We start from the raw sequence: 16,605 nt of genomic DNA on the forward strand, positions 1-16,605 counted from the left end.
CGCTGTTCAACGCGATGCGTCCCGCGGCCGGGCTGGCCGCGGGACATACGCCGGGGGTTTGTGGGTGGTTCCTCAAGCGGTGCGTACTTGCCCGGCGGTAACGGGCGACGGCTTGAAGCCCTTGACCGCCATCCACACGCCCAGCGACAACTCCCAAACGAAGATCGGCAAGGTTGCGAGTCCCGACCACAACGAGATCCCCTGGTTGATACCGAACATCGTTGAGATCGTCGACGAAAGCAGCAACGGGCCGCCGATCAGTCCAAGCAAGGGAATGACGCGCGGCACGAGCCCCGAACGGTACATCAGGTATCCGAGCAGCAGCCCGCTCACACCCGGAACCAGGCTCGGCCCGAGAATGAACGTCCAGTCGCGGACCGCCACGAGCGCCTCGCCCACGGGAACCAAGGCCGGATCCGCTCCGCCTTTCTGTCGCAAAGTGACCACAGCCAGGAGACTCACGACGCCGATCACGATGACCGCGGCTTCAAACATCCGGGCGGTGACGAAGCCGAGCGCGATGCCCTCGTTCTGCCGTTTGACGACAGGAAACAGTGCGACGGCGGTGCCCACGGCGGAAACCGCGTTGACGAGATCAAGGAAGCAGCCGAAGATTACGGTCGAGTCGGCACCAGGCCCCGTGATGTAGTGCGGATCGTTCAGGACGGGGGAAATCAGGAACAGCGCCGGGATCGAGCTGACGAAGGTGACCAGGTACAGGATGCCTGCAACCACCGCGGTCTTCCGCAGCGGGTCCATCCGGACACGCTCAGTTGTTGGGGTTTGGGTTGTGGTTTTCATGGTGTGGTCCTTCTTAGGGATGAAATGCGAGTGTTCGACGCCGGCTGGCTGGGTTGCGTGGCTCCGGCTTGGTTGACTGCCAAGAGCGGTATTGCCAAGTCGTGGAGCTTTTGCAGCAGACCGTGGAGCGCGGCCTGGTCGACGTTCCGGATGCGGATGGCGGTGGTTCCGTCGTGTTCGTTGGTGAGGCTCAGTCCTTCGAACCAAGCGGCCCAGCGGGAATCAAGATGGCCTTTGACGCGGACTTCATACTCGACCGGCGTGTCGTCCCGGCCTATCGATCTCGCGTTCATCGCACCTCCTTCTGCCTTAGTGGATTTCAGCCGCCTTTGCGGATGACTTCCTTGAGCTTTGAAGGTAGAAGGAGATGTGGTGAGCAGGGATCACCACATCTGGTGATTGATGTGGTGATCTTTCGGAAGGAATGTCGGGCGGACCCCCGGCCTGGATTAGCGCTCGTCGCGGCTTCGCGACAAGAGATCCAGCTCTTCGGCCCGGCGGACGGCCGAGCGGCGGTTGTTCGCGCCGAGCTTGGCATAGATGTTCTTGGTGTGTGTCCGGAGGGTGTTGAGGGAGACGAGCAACTCGCGCGCGATGTCCGGGCCGTCCAGCTCCGAGGAAAGAAGCCGAAGCACTTGCAGCTCGCGTTCGCTCAGGGGCTCGATTAAGCGTTGCTGTGCTGGGGTGCCGCGGCCTCGGGTACTGCGTGTCCGAGCACCTTGGGCCTCGGTCTCGTGCGTTTCGGTCCCGACCGACTCCAAGAGGCGGTCTACATAGTCCGAGGCGCTCCCCTGCTTCGCGAGCGCCTCCAGCAAGGCGGCCATAGCCTCTCCCTCATCGACGAACACTGAGACGTAGCCCCCTGGTTCGGCGAGCGCTACCGCGCGTTGCAGCGCAGCCAGCGCGCCGCCGTCGTCCGCTTCTTTTTGGTGGGCAAGTGCCATAAGAACCAGAAGTTCGACGACGGTCCCGGTCCTGCCACCTTCTTCCGCGGCCCGAAGGAGACGGCCAAGCAGCGCGATCGCCCGTCCGACAGAGTCCTCCGACGGCTCCGCCCCGTGCCGGGCGAGGAGTGCCCTGGCCAACGTGATGTGCTCGAACTCGTTCAGGTAAGAGAGTTCATCTTCGTCGGAAATGCCTCGCTCACGCGCCCAGCGGAGAGCGTCGGACGTCCTTCCGTGCGAGATCCACATCTGTGCCCGCACGGCCGCGACTGGATGTACCTCGGGAAAGAAGTCGCCGACGTAGAGGCGCTCCGCCTCGTCGAGTTGCTCAAGCGCGCCGCCCACGTCCCCTTCTGCTTGGAGGACCCGGGCCACCGCGACCCGCGAGCGGTACGGGTTTTGGGGCAGCGCGGCATCCTCGCCGAGCTCCTGGCTGGTCAGCAGGTGCTGCCTTGCGACTTCAAGTTCGCCGCGTTCAAGAAGGAGCATGCTCATTCCTACGTGCATGTCGGCCGTTCCGCGGAGCATTTGCGCCGGGTGCCTGCCCGCGACCTCGAGACCCCGCTCGTAGATCGCCATTGCGTCGCGGAGCCGGCCTTGGGTAATCCGGATGTCGGCCAAGGCGATGGAGCAACCGAGCATGTCCGAGTGGTGCCCGGCCCGCTCAAGGTTGGAATAAGAATCGGACCACAGGCCGTGCGCTACCCCCAGTTCGCCGTTCGTCCAATGGCCGAGCGCCAACAGCCCGGATGCCGCTCCGCGCTCAAGATGATCGTTCTTCCCAACGAGGCCGAGTGCGGTGGTCGCGTGCGTCATTGCCCCGGCGGTGTCCCCGACTGCGAGCGCCTGCGCTGCACGGTAGATCTCGATCGAGCTGGTGAGGTTCCCGCCGTCGCCGTCTTCCGCCGTCGTACCTAACCACTGCTCTGCCTCCTTGAGGCGGGCGTCGACGCCGGTGAGTTCGCCGCTTGCGAGGAGCGCCCCGGCGTAGGCAACGCCCAGCCCGGGCCGCGCTTGTATCAGTTCGCCGGGGAGCGCTTGGAGCCAGCGGCTCAGCGTGGCGTCCTGGCGGTCCTTACGCATGGCAGGGATCGCGAGCTCGATCAGGTCCGCGGCCCGCTCGAAGTCCTTGCCGGCCATGGTGTGGCGGATAGCTTCCGGGAGGTCGCCGTTATGTTCGTGCCAGATGCTTGCGCGCTCATGCAGTTCGCTAATGCGGCCCGGCTGCTCGTCCATGAGTCGCGCCCGTAGCACGTCGGCGAAGAGGTGGTGATAGCGGTACCACCAGCGGCGGTCGTCGAGCGGAACCACGAACAGGTTCCCTCGATCGATCGACTCGAGCATTGCTTTTCCGGTGTTTTGGCCGGTCACGGCGTCGCAGAGCGGACCGTTGAGCCGGTTCAGGATGGAGGTTTGCAGCAGGAAGTTCCGGACGTCGTCGGGCTGGCGCAGGAGTACCTCTTCCGCGAGGTAATCGACGATGTAACGGTCATCACCTGCGAAGCCAGCGATGAAGCCGGCGACGTCGTCCCTTCCCTGCATCGAGAGCGCCGCCAATTGGAACGCGGCGATCCAGCCCTCGGCCCGGGCTTCGAGGGCGGCGATATCCTGCGCGGTGAGACTCAGTCCCATCACGCCGTTGAAGTAGGCGCTAGCCTCCTCCGGGGTGAAGCGGAGATCGGCGGCACGGATCTCGAGGAGCCTGCCGCGTGATCTGAGTCGCGGGAGTGGCAAAGCTGGATCGGCACGGCTCGCGATGACCAGTTGTAGCTGCGCGGGCAGGTTCTCGATGAGAAAGGCCAGCCCCTCCTGCACGTCCTGATTCTCGATGACGTGGTAATCGTCGAGCACCAAGATAAGTCTGTTCGGGACGGCCTGCAACTCGTTGATCAGGGTGGTCAGAAACGCTTCAGTGCTCGATTGCGGGGATCGGACTGCGAGTGCTTTGGCGCCGAGACCGTTCGATACCCTGTCCAGCGCAGCTACAAGGTAGGTCCAGAACAGCGTGGGATCGTTGTCCCGCTGGTCGAGCGAGAGCCAGGCGACCGATCGGCCATTGGCAGGTGCTTCCGCCAACCACTCGGTCAGCACGGTCGTTTTCCCGAAGCCGGCGGGGGCTGAGACGAGGATCAGCGTTTGCTCGTCGGCCTGCCTTAGACGGTCGCTGAGCCTGGGGCGCGTCACGAGACCGCGTCGTGGCACGGGGACGTGCAGTTTGGTCTCGAGCAATGGACCTGCCATCACGGACCTCCCTCGACAGCCGGTCACCTTGCCTCGGCCCGGGTGATCCCAGTGTAGTGCCGGTGAATTAGGGCAACACCCCACGCCGGGCCGTCTGACCGCCGTCCGGGACGTCTTCAACAACTGAGCCGCGCCCACCATGCCCGACAGAGCCGGGTGCCCGCTCAACCAGCGGGCAACCGGCGAAGCGAATCACACGGGCTGCGGAACGATCCGAATGTACGGCTTGGGCTCCTTCCAATCGCCAAAGATCTCCCGGGCCTCGCTGTTCGGGACGGAGCCGGCGATGATGACGTCCTCGCCTTGCTTCCAGTTGACCGGCGTCGCCACCCGGTGCTTCGCCGTGAGCTGAAGCGAGTCGACGACGCGAAGCACCTCGTCGAAGTTGCGTCCGGTCGTCATGGGGTAGACGAGGATCAGCTTGATCTTCTTGTCCGGCCCGATGACGAACACGTTGCGGACGGTCTGGTTGTCCGCGGGCGTGCGGCTCTTGGCATCCCCGGACGTGGCTGCAGGGAGCATGCCGTAAAGCTTCGCCACGGTGTAGTCCTCGTCGCCGATCACGGGGTAATTGGGGCGAGTTCCCTGCGTTTCTTCGATATCGGCGCCCCACCGCTCGTGATCAGCTGTCGAGTCCACGGACAAGCCGATGATCTTGACTCCGCGTCGGTCGAACTCGGGCTTGATCTTGGCCATGTAGCCGAGCTCGGTCGTGCAGACCGGGGTGAAGTCTTTCGGGTGCGAGAACAGCACTCCCCACGCGTCTCCGAGCCAGTCATGGAAGCGGATGTCTCCAGCGGTCGTCTTGGCGGAGAAATCGGGTGCGATCTCACCGAGTTGCAGTCCCATCATGTCCTCCTGGGCGTTGTGATGTGATGACGGAGCCAATTGGCTCGCCGTCATTTCTCACGGTAAGGCAACCCTGTTCCCCCACTGTTCCCCCGGCTACCATGAGGGCATGGAGACGTGCGCCGTCGTCGTGCTAGGCGCGTTCCGTGTCGTAGTTGACGGCCGGACTGTTCCAGGCGACGCGTGGAAACGAACCAAGGCCGCCGGGCTCGTCAAGATCCTCGCCCTCGCGGAAGGGCACCGGCTGCACAGGGATGTCGTCGCCGATTTGCTCTGGCCCGATCTCAACGCTCGAGCTGCTGCTTCGAACCTACGCAAGGCAATGCATTTCGCTCGCGCTGCCCTCGGCTCGTCGGACGCCCTACAGGCGCGCGGCGATTTGCTGGTTTTACTGCCCTACGCCGAGGTCTCCATCGACGCGGAGCGGTTCGAAGCGGACGGGCGCGCCGCGCTCGCCTCATCGGCAGGGACGACCGAAGCTCTCGCCCTGTATCGAGGCGACCTGCTTCCTGATGATCGATTCGCCGTGTGGGCCGAGGAACCCCGCGATCGGCTGCGCACGCTGTACCTGAGTCTGCTCAAGGCCGCTGCTCGATGGGACGACGTGGTGCAGGCCGAGCCAACGGACGAGGACGCCCACCGCGCTATCATGGTTCGCGCACTCGACGCGGGCGATCGTCAGGGCGCGATCCGCCAGTTCGAGCGACTCTGCCGGCAATTGCGGGCGGACTTGGGAGTCGGCCCAGGGGCGGCGACGGTCGCGGTCTACGAGAAGGCCATCGCCGAGGACAGCCGGCGTGCGGAGAATCGTACGCGGGCGACGTTGGCGCGAGCACTCATCGCGCTGAACAGCGGCGACCTCATCGAAGCCATGTCATACGCCCAGCGTGCACGCGAGCTGGCCATGGAAGCGAACCTGGGCCGGGAGATCGGCGAGGCCAGCGCAGTGCTGGCGATCGCGGCGAACATGCAGAACCGTTGGCTCGAGGTGTTCGAGGCCGAGTTCGTGGAATTCACACGACACGATTCCGAGCGCTCCGGCTACATTCTCGACGCTCAGTTGTGCCTCGCTGAGTTCTGCCTGTGCGGGCCGGACGGGCATCGGAACATTGCGCGGCGAGTAAAGCGCCTGCGCACGATCGCCGAGCGAGCAGGCTCGGTGCGCGGCCAGGCCATCGCCGACCTGTTGCTGGGCGAAGCGGCACTGTTCTCCGGTGAACTCGGCGACGCGCGCAGCCTGCTCCAGTCCGCGCTCGAGCTGCACCGGCGGGCCGGGGCCCGGGCCGGCGAGATCGTGACACTGCAACGACTGGCTGAGGTTGACCTCGCGCAGGATCGGACCGAGGATGCCACTCGGGCAGCCAGCCGCGCTTTGCCTGCTGCCGCGTCCACGTGGCTTGAGCCACACCTGGTTGTACGCCTGTACGGGGTGCTCGCCGAGGCGGCCAGCTCTCCGGCGCAAGCGGTCCACATCATCGAGCGAGCGGACGCCGCCCTGGCCGGTAGGAGCGTCTGTCCGCCGTGCTCGATGGGTTATCACGTCGCCGCAGCGAGGAATTACGCGCTGGCAGGGAGGCTGGACGCCGCCCGCCGCCGGCTTGCCAAAGCCGAACAGCTCGCCGGCATGTGGCCGGGCGGACCATGGCATGCCGCTCTTTGGGAAGCACGAGCCGTCCTGCGCCGCGCGGAAGGTCACGAGAATCAAGCCATCGCCCTGTTTCGGGAGGCGGCAGACAGTTTTGCCGAAGTCGGCAGGCGCCAAGACGAGCAACGCTGCCTCGCTCGAGCAGCACAAAAATCGCTAACGACCAGCGGAAAGTCTCTTGCCGGCTAGGCCACGTGCGTCCGGAAGCAGCCGACCGGCAGCGGCCAGAAGTGCACCACGGGGATGTACTTGTCATCATGGAGAACGTCTCGGCCATAATGGCGGAAGGAGAGCCCCTGGTTCTCGCGATGCACTCCCTTCCCCTAGACGCACGCCCTTCCCCTATAAGGTCCAAAGAATAGGAGTCACAGTGAAAGCCATCGTGTACGAAAGGACAGGTCCGTCGTCGGTGCTGGTTCTGCAAGACAGGCCACTAACATCACCCGGACCGGGCCAGGTCAGAGTCCGGGTGGTGGTGTCGGGAGTCAATCCCACCGACTGGAAGTCCCGGGCCGGCAGCGGGACCGGAAGCAAGCTGGACGCACCAAAGGTGCCCAACCAAGATGGCGCCGGCGTTATCGACGAGCTCGGACCCGGCGTGACGGGACTGTCCATCGGAGATCGCGTCTGGCTTTGGGACGTTGCCTGGGGTAGCACCGAGGGCACAGCCCAGGAGTATGTGGTGGTGCCGGCCGCGCAGGCCGTTGCACTTCCGGACACGGAATCCTTCGACACGGGCGCATCCCTGGGGATCCCGGCGTTGACCGCGCATCGTGCGCTAACCTCGAACCAAAACGGGCCGGACAGGCTCTCCCCCGGATCTTTGGAAGGGAAGGTGGTGCTTGTCACCGGAGGCGCGGGGGCGGTCGGGCATGCTGCCATTCAGCTCGCCCGCTGGGCAGGTGCAACCGTCATCACGACCGTGAGCGGGGAGCGGAAGGGTGAACTTGCTCGCCAGGCGGGCGCGCACTATGTGATCAACTATCGCACTGCCGGCGTCCCACAGACCGTATATCAAGCAGCCCCCGGAGGCGTTGATACGATCGTCGATGTCAACGCTCCGGCGAACATCGACACTGACCTCAAGGTGCTGAAGCCTGGGGGAACCATTTCCATTTATGCTGCCGCACCCGGTGAATCCTTGGCCATTCCCATTCGCGAGAGTATGGCCAAAAACGTTCAATACCAGTTCGTCCTCACGTACACCGTTACTGATCAGCAGAAGACGGCGGCCGTTGCCGCCGTCACCGATGCACTAAAAGCAGGGGTATTGCGTGTCGGCAATGAACACGGGCTCCCTCTAATCCGGTTTCAACTCGATGAAACCGCGGCAGCGCACGATGCCGTGGAGCAAGGCTTCATCGGAAAGATCCTGATCGACGTGTCCGCGTCCTGAGCAGCTTTCTGCCCGTGACGTCCGGAGTCCCCTGGTTCCCGCCGGACAGGACCCGTCAACTGTGTTCACAAGGCCCCACCCTCAGTTGTCATGCGGTATCCGTAACCGCCAGACTGAGGCGGTCGACTCCGTGCATTGCATCCGCTGCCCGTACAAGGGCTAAATGGGAAAATGCTTGTGGAAAGTTACCCGCCATTCGTTTTTCCTTCACTGCGTATTCTTCGCTGAGCAGACCGAGTTCATTGGAAAACCCGACGAGCTTGTCCATCAGGGCCTTGGCTTCAGTCCAGCGATCGGTGCGAGCGTACTGCTCCACCAGCCAGAAGGAACAAGCGAGAAATGGATGCTCACCCGGTTCAAGTCCGTCAACGCCGGTTTCAGTCCGGTACCGAAGAAGCAGTCCTCGTCGGTCAAGAGCTCCTTCTCTAGCAGGGAAACCGTTCCGAGCATGCGCTGGTCAGAGTAGGCGAGGAATCCAACCTGCGGTAGAGCTAACAATGCGGCGTCTGCCTGTCGCCCCCCATAGGTTTGTGTGAAGGACCTTAGGTCGCGGTTGAAGCCCTTATTCAATATCTCCCTCCGCAGGAGTCCCCGGAGTTCCCGCCAGTGCTCCAGCGGGCCCGCCAATCCGTGATCCCGAACCGCACGGACCCCGCAGTCGAATGCCGCCCACATCATGACTCTGGAATGCGTAAAGTACCGGGCCTTGCCGCGCATCTCCCAAAGGCCGAAGTCTTTGTCATTTAGGTGATTCTCCACAAAGCCCAGGAGGGCACACTGTAATGCCCAGGAGAAGTGATCTTCCTTGCCCCCGGCTAGACGGAGTCTTTCCAGAGCAACCAAGACTTCTCCCACTACATCGGCCTGGTACTGGGAGACCGCAGCGTTGCCGATCCGGACCGGTCTCGCGTTCTGATAGCCAGGCAGGTGGTCTAGTTCTTTCTCAGGAAGGTCCCTCTCTCCGGCGATTCCGTACATAATCTGGATGTCCTCCGGATCACCCGCGAGTGCCCGCAACAACCAGTTGCGCCACTTCAAAGCCTCCGATTCATAGCCATGCGTCAACATGGATTCCAGCGTCAATGAGGCGTCGCGAAGCCAGCAATAGCGGTAGTCCCAGTTGCGTGAACCGCCAAAATCCTCCGGTAAAGAGGTTGTGGGAGCGGCGACGATGCCTCCCGTTTCATAGTGCGTCAAAGCGCGCAGCACCAAAAGCGATCGCTTGACTGCGCCCCCGTATGCCCCGTCCTGGCGGCAATGACCTCCCCACAGGGTCCAATAATGCACCGCTTCGTCAAGGGCAGCATCGATATCGACGGCGGGCGGCACCTCGCGATGCGACGGAAACCACGTCAGCTCGAAATCCACGGTCTCACCAGCTGCAACCACGAATTCCCCCACGTGCCGGCGATCGTGGGCTTTGGGCAGATGGTGCCCCCGCAATGCCCAGGCGTCCGGTCCGGCTCTGGCCAGCAATATTTCAGCACCGAGCGTGGTGTTCTCGCGATATCGGCTCACCCACGGCAATACGGCACCGTAGCGTGGGCGAATCCTCAGCTCCTGAAGAAGGGCGACGGTCCCGCTCAGGCCAGTGACTCGACGCACAAGAGATGAACGGCTTTCCCCGATAGGCATGAAGTCGGTAATACGGGCCAGTCCGCCAAGAGTCTGCCACGTTGTCTCAAGGACAAAAGTCGAGGCCATGTAGTGACGGTCTACGACGACAGCCTCCGGATGGCTGGGGGCAAGCGACCACAGTCCATGTTCTTCGCGCCCTAGCAGCGCGGCAAAGATTGACGCGGAGTCGAAGCGTGGCAAGCAGAGCCAGTCGACGCTACCCCGGCGGGAGATTAGACACCCTGTAGAGAGATTCGACAGGAGCGCATAGTCCTCGATGGGTGCGGCCATGGCCCCAGTCAATCACAAGGGTTTGAAAAGCGTCAGGCCAAAACATAGGAACCGTCAAGCCATCATCGCCAGACTGCTGATTGGCATGAGCTTCCGTCGTGACGCCATCGGGGCTCCACGCCCTGAGAGCCCCAACTCCTCCCTACCCGGGTGGTCAACCGTGCCCCGAGAAGTTCACCCGGGGAGGTAGTTGCGGGCCACTCCGGCCGCGGAGCCAGACTGAATACAAGACACCACCAGTGTCAGCGCGAGGCAATATATACAAGGGAGTAGCTATGGAACGGCCTGTCAACGTCGACAGGGGTGAGACAGAAGCCCCTTCCCGCGTCCGGAAGGGCGGAGGTCTTTCAGCAATGATCTCGACCCAGGAGCGAGCCGGGTGCAGCACCGCCCCGTCGCGGAAACGGGGGGCCGGGAGATGACGCGTGAGGAGGCTTACGCCAGGTGCCCCGACGATTCATATGTGGAGCTATACGGCCATCAGTGGCTAATAGTTCCGTTCGCGCCAATCGAGCAGCCGAGGTTCTTTGACTGCACGCCGGGACTTAAAAGCGCGAACCACTGAGTCATCTCCTTAGCCCGGTCCGACCGGTCGCAGCAGCCTTCGTTCGCCAGCTCGGCTTCGCCGCAGTGTCTTTGGCGCATCCGTTGCCATAAGATTTCCTAGAGGGCTTCGAGCAATCCTTACGAACGCGGGACCACAAGGAGGCGGCAGATGGCGGTGGTGCCCCCCGGCGCTTCAAGCAAGTTCCGCCCCCCTAAACCCGTCGGTCAATGGGTTCCACGTACCCGCCTGACCGACGTTCTCCGCGCCGACAGTGGCTGGCGTCTTGCCCTCATCCACGCTCCGGCAGGCTTTGGTAAGTCCACCCTGGCCGCCCAATGGATGGATCTTCTCGCCTCGCAAGGGCGAACGACAGTCTGGCTCTCATTAGACCGGGATGACAACAACACCGTCTGGTTTCTGTCCCACTTGCTGGAAGCGATTGGAAGAGCAAAGGCGGGATTCGATGACGAATTACAGCAACTGCTCGAGGAAAGACCCGATGACGCGGAGCGATACGTTATTCCCGCCCTCATCAATGCCATCGATGAGGGCGGTCAAGATGTCGTCATCGCGTTGGATGACTGGCATTTGGTCACGGACAAACGAACTCTAAACGTCACCGAGCGGCTACTGGACGCCGGGGGCACCCATCTGTCCTTCATCATCACAAGCCGTACCCGCTCAGGCCTCCCCCTCGGACGGCTCATGGTCCGCAACCAACTGGTTGAAGTGGATGCTGTCTCATTGCGGTTCGACCAGGCCGAATCCCAGTCTTTCCTGGTAGACCTTAACCGTCTGGACCTCGGCGGAGAGGACGTGGCCAGTCTCTATAGGACAACGGAAGGCTGGATCGCTGCCCTGCAACTCGTGTCCTTGTCCCTACGCGATCATAGTGAAGCGTCAGCCTTCATCGAAAGACTATCCGGAGGGCATCAGTCGATTGGCGAGTATCTAGCGGAAAACGTCTTTAACACTCTGGAACCGGATGTGTTGAACTTCCTCTTGACCTCGTCGGTTCCAGAGCGGCTCTGCGCCGGGCTCGCGTCGGCATTGTCGGGTGTGGAACAGGGGCAGTCCATGCTCGAACAGGTCCAGGCCCGGGACTTGTTTCTGCAGCCACTTGACGAGGACGGTACCTGGTACCGCTACCACCATCTCTTCGAAGGCTATCTGCGTCGCCGACTGGACCGCGACTACCCAGGACGTGTCAGGGAGCTGCATCTGACCGCGGCACACTGGTACTCGGACAACGGATTCCCCAGCGACGCCGTGGACCACGCACTGGCCGCAGGCGACATCGACTTCGCCGTAGAAATCGTGGAGTCCCGCGCGATGTGGCTGGTGGAACACTCAAGTATGGCGACCTTGCTTGCGCTCGTCGGCAAAATCCCGGCTGATCGTGTTCCTGGCCAGGCAAGGCTCCAGATGGCCATCGCATGGGCAAACACACTGCTTCACCTAGCCGCAGAAGCGCAGGGCGCACTCGACCAAGCTGAAACCGTGATGCCCTCCGATGCGACACTGAGCGACGACGACCGCTTTGAACTCGGCGTTGAGAGCCTCGTCGTCCAGAGCTGCATCGATATGTACGGTGACAATGTGAGCCGCATCGGAGAATTGGATGAAAAGTGCTTCGCGCAAGCGGGCAGGCTTCGACCTTGGATCGTTTCGGTCGGAGCGAATCTGTCAACGTTCAAGAAAATTCACGACGGCCAGTATGAGCTCGGATTGGAACAGCAACTTTGGGCGAACAGGTTTCATGACCAAGTCTCGGGCCCATTCAGCAATGTCTACGGACACTGCTTTGCGGGCCTGGCAGCCTATGCGCTGCTCGACATGGATCAGGTCGAAAAGCAATTCGCCCTGGCCGTCGAATTGGGCCGCCGCCACGCAGGAAGACACTCCCACGCAGCCCGCCTGGCAGGCGCGATGATGGGGCAACTCCTTTACGAACGTGGTGCTCTAGACAAAGCCGAAAGGCTTCTTGAAGAGACACACGAGCTGGGATCAGAAGGCGGAGTCGTGGACTTCATGATTTCCACCTTTGCCACTCTTGCCAGAATCAAGGAACTTCGTGGAGACTCGTCTAAGGCCGCTGAGATACTCGACGAAGGCGACGCGGTCGCCGACAGTCTGGGACTTTCGAGGCTTAAACTCGTCATCAATCTTGAACGGGTGCAGCTGGGCCTCAAATCCAGGACATTCCAACCGGGCCTCGCTCCTGTTCCCGTAGTGCACGGCACCCCGGGACAACGGCTTGAGGGACTGGCCGAAACCAGCTACCAGATTTTCCTGACCACCCAGATCCGGTCGGCGCTGGCCGATGCCGCCCCCGCCGACGGAACTACTCCTGAGCACCTGGCAACGGTAGAAAAGGCCCGGTATCTACTGGACCGGGCTGCGGCCTACACCGGCCCTCGGGCGGAACTACACGCCCGCATACTGTTGGCCGCGGCGCTCCAGCAGGCAGGTCTCCATAGCGAGGCGGAAGAGACCCTTCTGCCAGCCCTGAACACATGCTGCAGGTTGGACCTTGTCCGGCCAGTGCTGGACGGCGGCGTTGCCTGTTCCGAACTCGTGCGTAGCATCTCTGAGGAGCTAAGGCTGGGTACGGCCAACTACGACTACCACCCAAATCTTGGGTCGTTTCTCAGTCTCCTGATTCGGCTCGATCTAAATACTGCAGTCAACGGGGGCACCTCGCGCGGTCTAAGCGGAGGTCGGCAGCAGCATGGAGGACCCCGGCGCGCATCTGTCCCGGAACCGGCCTTGTCGCAACGCGAACAGACGATTCTACTGCTTATCGACAAGGGTCGGTCCAATCGCGAAATTGCCCTGGAGCTTCACCTGGGGATCAACACGGTGAAGTGGTACTTGAAAAATCTCTTCAGTAGCCTCGGCGTAAGCGGCCGTCAGGCCTGTGTGGATGAGGCGCGCCGCAGGGATTTGCTGAAGCAAGCTTGAACTGCAGGGCCGGACATGACTGCGGCCGGTCACTTCAGGGCGTCAAGGCGCAACAGCACGTCTTCCGGTCGGGCTGAACGTGGTATCTCGGCGAGGTAAAAGTCTGCGGAGGGAAGTTCTACATCCGGATCTAGCCAAAACTCTGGAGGGATGTACCCGCCCACCGCGGTGTCGGCTTGCAGACGCACTTGCTCGTCGTCCAACTGCCCCAGCGTCCACCGATAATTTCTGGTCACGTTGGCGATCGGTGAATAAGCCTCCAGCGCAACGGGCACGCGTCCGAGGCCTTCGTCAGGCGCGCGGTTATCCAGCAACAGGCCGGCGACGGGCAGTGCTGCGAAGGCGCGTAGCCAGTCGCTGACATACATCGAGGCGTTTTCAGCGTCGTCCGCGACCAGCTCGCCCAGGTTGTCAGCGCCGCCGAAACGGTGTGTGGCGATGAGCCATTCCATCGGCGAGGGGATGCGCAGAACCACTGGCTGGCGTGCCGTCTGGGCGAATACCGTGGCGAATTCAAGGACCGCCTTGTTTGTGTCATTGTCTGCCAACAAAGTCCGAAGCGCGTACCCTGTGCGGGATCTGGCCGCCATCGCGGTCTCGAGCCCTGTATTTCCGGCTGTCAGATGATCGTAAAGTCGCTTCAAGTCCAACAAGGCGATGTCCGGCCCGAGCAGCCCCTGTGCCTGAGAGAAGAAAGCCGCGTAAGCGGTGGCGTTGTCCCAGGGCACGGTATGGCCTCGAAGAATCACGGACGCTGCGTACTCATGGTGATCAAACACCACGGCCTTCGCCCGCCCCGAGGGAGGGGAGGCAACGACGTTGGCAAGTGTGGCGGCAGTGGAAGTGGTCATTTGTCTTTCTCCGAACTTTGGCTGTTACAGGCCTTCAGCGCCGCACCGTCCTGGATTCCGGAGGATGCGGCGCTGAAGGGGATTTGAATGCGTTGGTCCCGAATCAGGATCTACGTTGGAGGGCTAGGACTTGCGCTGGACGACTTCGCCGTGCTTCGTTTCCAGTTCGCGAATTCTCTCCTCCAGTTCGGTGATCTTCACTTCCCGGCGGTCCGGAAGCATGATCAGTGGCAATTTGTCGATGGTCGCTTTGACCCGTTCCGGGCCGTTGCTGGTGAAGTGGGTGGCGGTGAGCTCCTCCGTGTCGTCGCCCCAGGACCCGTAGTAGAGCAGATCCTTCGGGGGCTCGGCCTTCACATAGCCCTCAAGGAACTCCTTGTACGGCTTGCCGCGGGCGATCCGGGCTTGCCGCGAGTCATGACGCAACTGGGTGGTTGCCTCGTGGTCCACTACGAAAGTGTCAGGATCCCAGACGACGCCGTAGATGCGGGTGCCAACGCTCGCCGAAATGCGCCCGAGCTCCAGATCCTTGGCGACCGATTCCGGGTCGCGTTCCAGGACATCGCCGTAGCCACCTCCGGAGCCCTGGGCGATCATGTAGAGCTCGCCGTCCTTTGCGACATCGAACTGCAGGCCCATATGGGCGGTGCTGTATTTGCCACCCTTGTAGGGCTGCTCGTTCATGATCCGTTCCATGGACAAATCGAACTTGCTGGAATCCTTGCGGATGATGTCGTAGATGTTGATGCCCTTGACCATGGCAAGCGGGTTTGTGCTGCAGCCATAACCGCCGAACATCCCGCTGATGGAGGAGAACTTGGACCCCGAAGCAACCGTCATGAAGCCCCACATCGGCGTTCCTTCAGCGGCGACAATCATCTCGTAGCCCATACCGCCGCTGTTCTTGCCGAAACCCTGGTTGTCGCGCACGATCCGCTTACTGACCAGTTGCATGAAGGGAACCTCCTCCTCCATGACCTCCTGTTCAGCGGTGTCAGCCATGGCGCAGAACAGTGGGGAGACGGCATCTTCACCATCTCGGAACGCCTTGGCCCCGCCGCCCATACCGTTAAGGTCTGCACACAGATTGCCCACCTGATCCCCATGCTGGGTCAGACCTCCCCAGAGGAAGGTGTTGATCTGGTTGAACCACGGAGCTAGGACGTTTGAGAACTTCTCCGGGTTGGAGAACTGCATCTTGGCGAAGGCCGTCTGCAGGGCCGAGAACGCGCGGAACGAGGCCTGCAGCGACTGACCCATCGGCGCATCGTAACCGGCGTCGGCCCAGGTATGTTCATCCGAGATGATGTCGATGGGCGACATCGCTGAAGTACACCGCGGCAGGTCCGGCCACCAGAATGCAAGGATCGCTTGCATCATCATTGACTTGACTGAACACAGCGGGGAGTTGATGGCCCGGTTGAGGATTTCCGGACCAGTTCCCCTCAGGTCCACGGTCATCTTGTCGCCCTTGACCGTGACCTTGCAGGCGAGTTTGATAAGGATGTTTTCTTTGAGGGTAGAGTCCATGAACTGGTTGAAGGACACGGTTCCGTCGGGGAGCTCGCTGATGCGGCGTTTGACTTCCTGTTCCACGTCCTCGACTGTGACTCGCAGCGCCGCTACGAACGTCTCGACGCCCACTTCCTCGATGATGCTGTCAACGCGTTCCTGGATTCGCTGAACGGCACCGATCTTGACCTTGAGGTCTGCCAGCTGCAGTTTGGGGTCTCGGACCGAGTGCTGCAGGAATGTCAGAAGATCCCGGCGAAGTTCGCCCTTCTCAACGATTTTGAACGGGGACATTCGCAGTCCGTCATCGAACGGGGTCTCTGAGCCAGACGGCATTCCGCCCGGCTCGCAGGCGCCGTTCTCACCTTCGTGGATCGTTGCCGCGACCCACGCGATGATCTGGCCGTCGCGCATGATCGGCGTGATCATCGATTGGTCCGTGTTGTGGACGTTTCCGTACCGGGCATCATTGTGGATGAATCCGTCGCCGGGATTGATCCCAACCGTCGGCTCGTCCTTCCAATACTTCATGATGTAGCGGATCGGGTGATGGAGAATCGCGGAGAACGCGATGACTCCGTGGCACGACAGGTAGGTGACGTCCCCTTCGGCCGTGTAAATGGCTGTCGTCAGGTCCCCCCATTTGGCGCCCGGAGCGGCACCCATGGCCTCGCACATTTCGTAGCCTTCGTCGAGGGCACCGGCAAGCCGTTTGCGGATACGGTCGACCTGGATGGGGTCCACGCCCTTGGAAATGCATTCCTCTTCGTAGGCCGAGCGGGAGGTGATCTGGTGGCTACGCATGATCGCCGGGTCGGGGCCGAGGAACAGCGTGGTTTCGTCCATGAACTGGTCCACCCACTGCTGTTCCTGGGCGGTCAGCGGCTGGGCGGCGGCGGCTCCGCCGCCAGTGCTGTTTTCATTTGCTGTAAGCGTCATTGCTATCT

Annotated in this window: 9 protein-coding genes and 1 pseudogene; 3 read left to right on the forward strand and 7 right to left on the reverse strand. The window is 62.1% G+C overall.

Annotated elements, in window-relative coordinates; genetic code table 11:
* Nucleotides 1-72: 72 nt before the first annotated feature.
* The 4 genes from ABD742_RS11310 to ABD742_RS11325 all read right to left on the reverse strand — a co-directional run bounded on the left by ABD742_RS11310 (nt 73) and on the right by ABD742_RS11325 (nt 4,835).
* Nucleotides 73-801, reverse strand: coding sequence for a DUF4386 domain-containing protein (locus ABD742_RS11310; protein ID WP_234753576.1), 729 nt, complete (start codon nt 799-801; stop codon nt 73-75).
* The gene (locus ABD742_RS11315) at nt 798-1,094 is read right to left on the reverse strand and encodes a hypothetical protein (RefSeq protein WP_234753574.1); all 297 of its coding nucleotides are present in this window, start codon (nt 1,092-1,094) and stop codon (nt 798-800) included. Before ABD742_RS11315 ends, ABD742_RS11310 begins: the two co-directional genes overlap by 4 nt.
* 156 nt (nt 1,095-1,250) lie before the next feature.
* Nucleotides 1,251-3,986: a winged helix-turn-helix domain-containing protein gene (locus tag ABD742_RS11320; RefSeq protein ID WP_234753572.1), complete on the reverse strand. Its 2,736-nt coding sequence runs from the start codon at nt 3,984-3,986 to the stop codon at nt 1,251-1,253.
* A gap of 192 nt (nt 3,987-4,178) precedes the next feature.
* On the reverse strand, nt 4,179-4,835 hold the full coding sequence (locus ABD742_RS11325; RefSeq protein WP_234753570.1) for a peroxiredoxin: 657 nt from the start codon (nt 4,833-4,835) through the stop codon (nt 4,179-4,181).
* Nucleotides 4,836-4,944: 109 nt separating this feature from the next.
* Between ABD742_RS11325 and ABD742_RS11330 the strand changes: the two genes are divergently transcribed.
* On the forward strand, nt 4,945-6,669 hold the full coding sequence (locus ABD742_RS11330; protein ID WP_234753568.1) for an AfsR/SARP family transcriptional regulator: 1,725 nt from the start codon (nt 4,945-4,947) through the stop codon (nt 6,667-6,669).
* 181 nt (nt 6,670-6,850) lie between these two features.
* Complete coding sequence (locus tag ABD742_RS11335) at nt 6,851-7,876, forward strand: NADPH:quinone reductase (protein ID WP_234753566.1); 1,026 nt, start codon at nt 6,851-6,853, stop codon at nt 7,874-7,876.
* Nucleotides 7,877-7,964: 88 nt separating this feature from the next.
* Here ABD742_RS11335 and ABD742_RS11340 read toward each other — a convergent pair.
* A pseudogene (locus ABD742_RS11340) lies at nt 7,965-9,784 on the reverse strand (glycoside hydrolase family 15 protein).
* Nucleotides 9,785-10,499: 715 nt separating this feature from the next.
* Between ABD742_RS11340 and ABD742_RS11345 the strand changes: the two are divergent.
* A complete protein-coding gene (locus ABD742_RS11345; protein WP_234753564.1) occupies nt 10,500-13,295 on the forward strand; it encodes a helix-turn-helix transcriptional regulator in 2,796 nt (931 codons plus the stop codon).
* A gap of 29 nt (nt 13,296-13,324) precedes the next feature.
* On the opposite strand, the gene ABD742_RS11350 is transcribed toward ABD742_RS11345, so the two are convergent.
* Together ABD742_RS11350 and ABD742_RS11355 are read right to left on the reverse strand one after the other, a co-directional pair.
* Nucleotides 13,325-14,146, reverse strand: a complete 822-nt coding sequence (locus ABD742_RS11350; RefSeq protein ID WP_234753563.1) for a hypothetical protein — start codon at nt 14,144-14,146, stop codon at nt 13,325-13,327.
* 123 nt (nt 14,147-14,269) lie between these two features.
* Nucleotides 14,270-16,597 carry a hydantoinase B/oxoprolinase family protein gene (locus ABD742_RS11355; protein WP_234753562.1) on the reverse strand — a complete coding sequence of 776 codons (2,328 nt, stop codon included), beginning with the start codon at nt 16,595-16,597 and terminating at the stop codon, nt 14,270-14,272.
* Nucleotides 16,598-16,605: the final 8 nt, after the last annotated feature.

Source organism: Arthrobacter ramosus, from assembly GCF_039535095.1.
Classification (GTDB): Bacteria; Actinomycetota; Actinomycetes; order Actinomycetales; family Micrococcaceae; genus Arthrobacter; species Arthrobacter ramosus.

Coding starts and splice junctions, on each gene's coding strand:
- ABD742_RS11345 (WP_234753564.1), top strand. CDS start 10,500: ATGGCGGTGGTGCCCCCCGGCGCTTCAAGCAAGTTCCGCCCCCCTAAA.
- ABD742_RS11325 (WP_234753570.1), bottom strand. CDS start 4,835: ATGGGACTGCAACTCGGTGAGATCGCACCCGATTTCTCCGCCAAGACG.
- ABD742_RS11315 (WP_234753574.1), bottom strand. CDS start 1,094: ATGAACGCGAGATCGATAGGCCGGGACGACACGCCGGTCGAGTATGAA.
- ABD742_RS11320 (WP_234753572.1), bottom strand. CDS start 3,986: ATGGCAGGTCCATTGCTCGAGACCAAACTGCACGTCCCCGTGCCACGA.
- ABD742_RS11355 (WP_234753562.1), bottom strand. CDS start 16,597: ATGACGCTTACAGCAAATGAAAACAGCACTGGCGGCGGAGCCGCCGCC.
- ABD742_RS11310 (WP_234753576.1), bottom strand. CDS start 801: ATGAAAACCACAACCCAAACCCCAACAACTGAGCGTGTCCGGATGGAC.
- ABD742_RS11350 (WP_234753563.1), bottom strand. CDS start 14,146: ATGACCACTTCCACTGCCGCCACACTTGCCAACGTCGTTGCCTCCCCT.
- ABD742_RS11330 (WP_234753568.1), top strand. CDS start 4,945: ATGGAGACGTGCGCCGTCGTCGTGCTAGGCGCGTTCCGTGTCGTAGTT.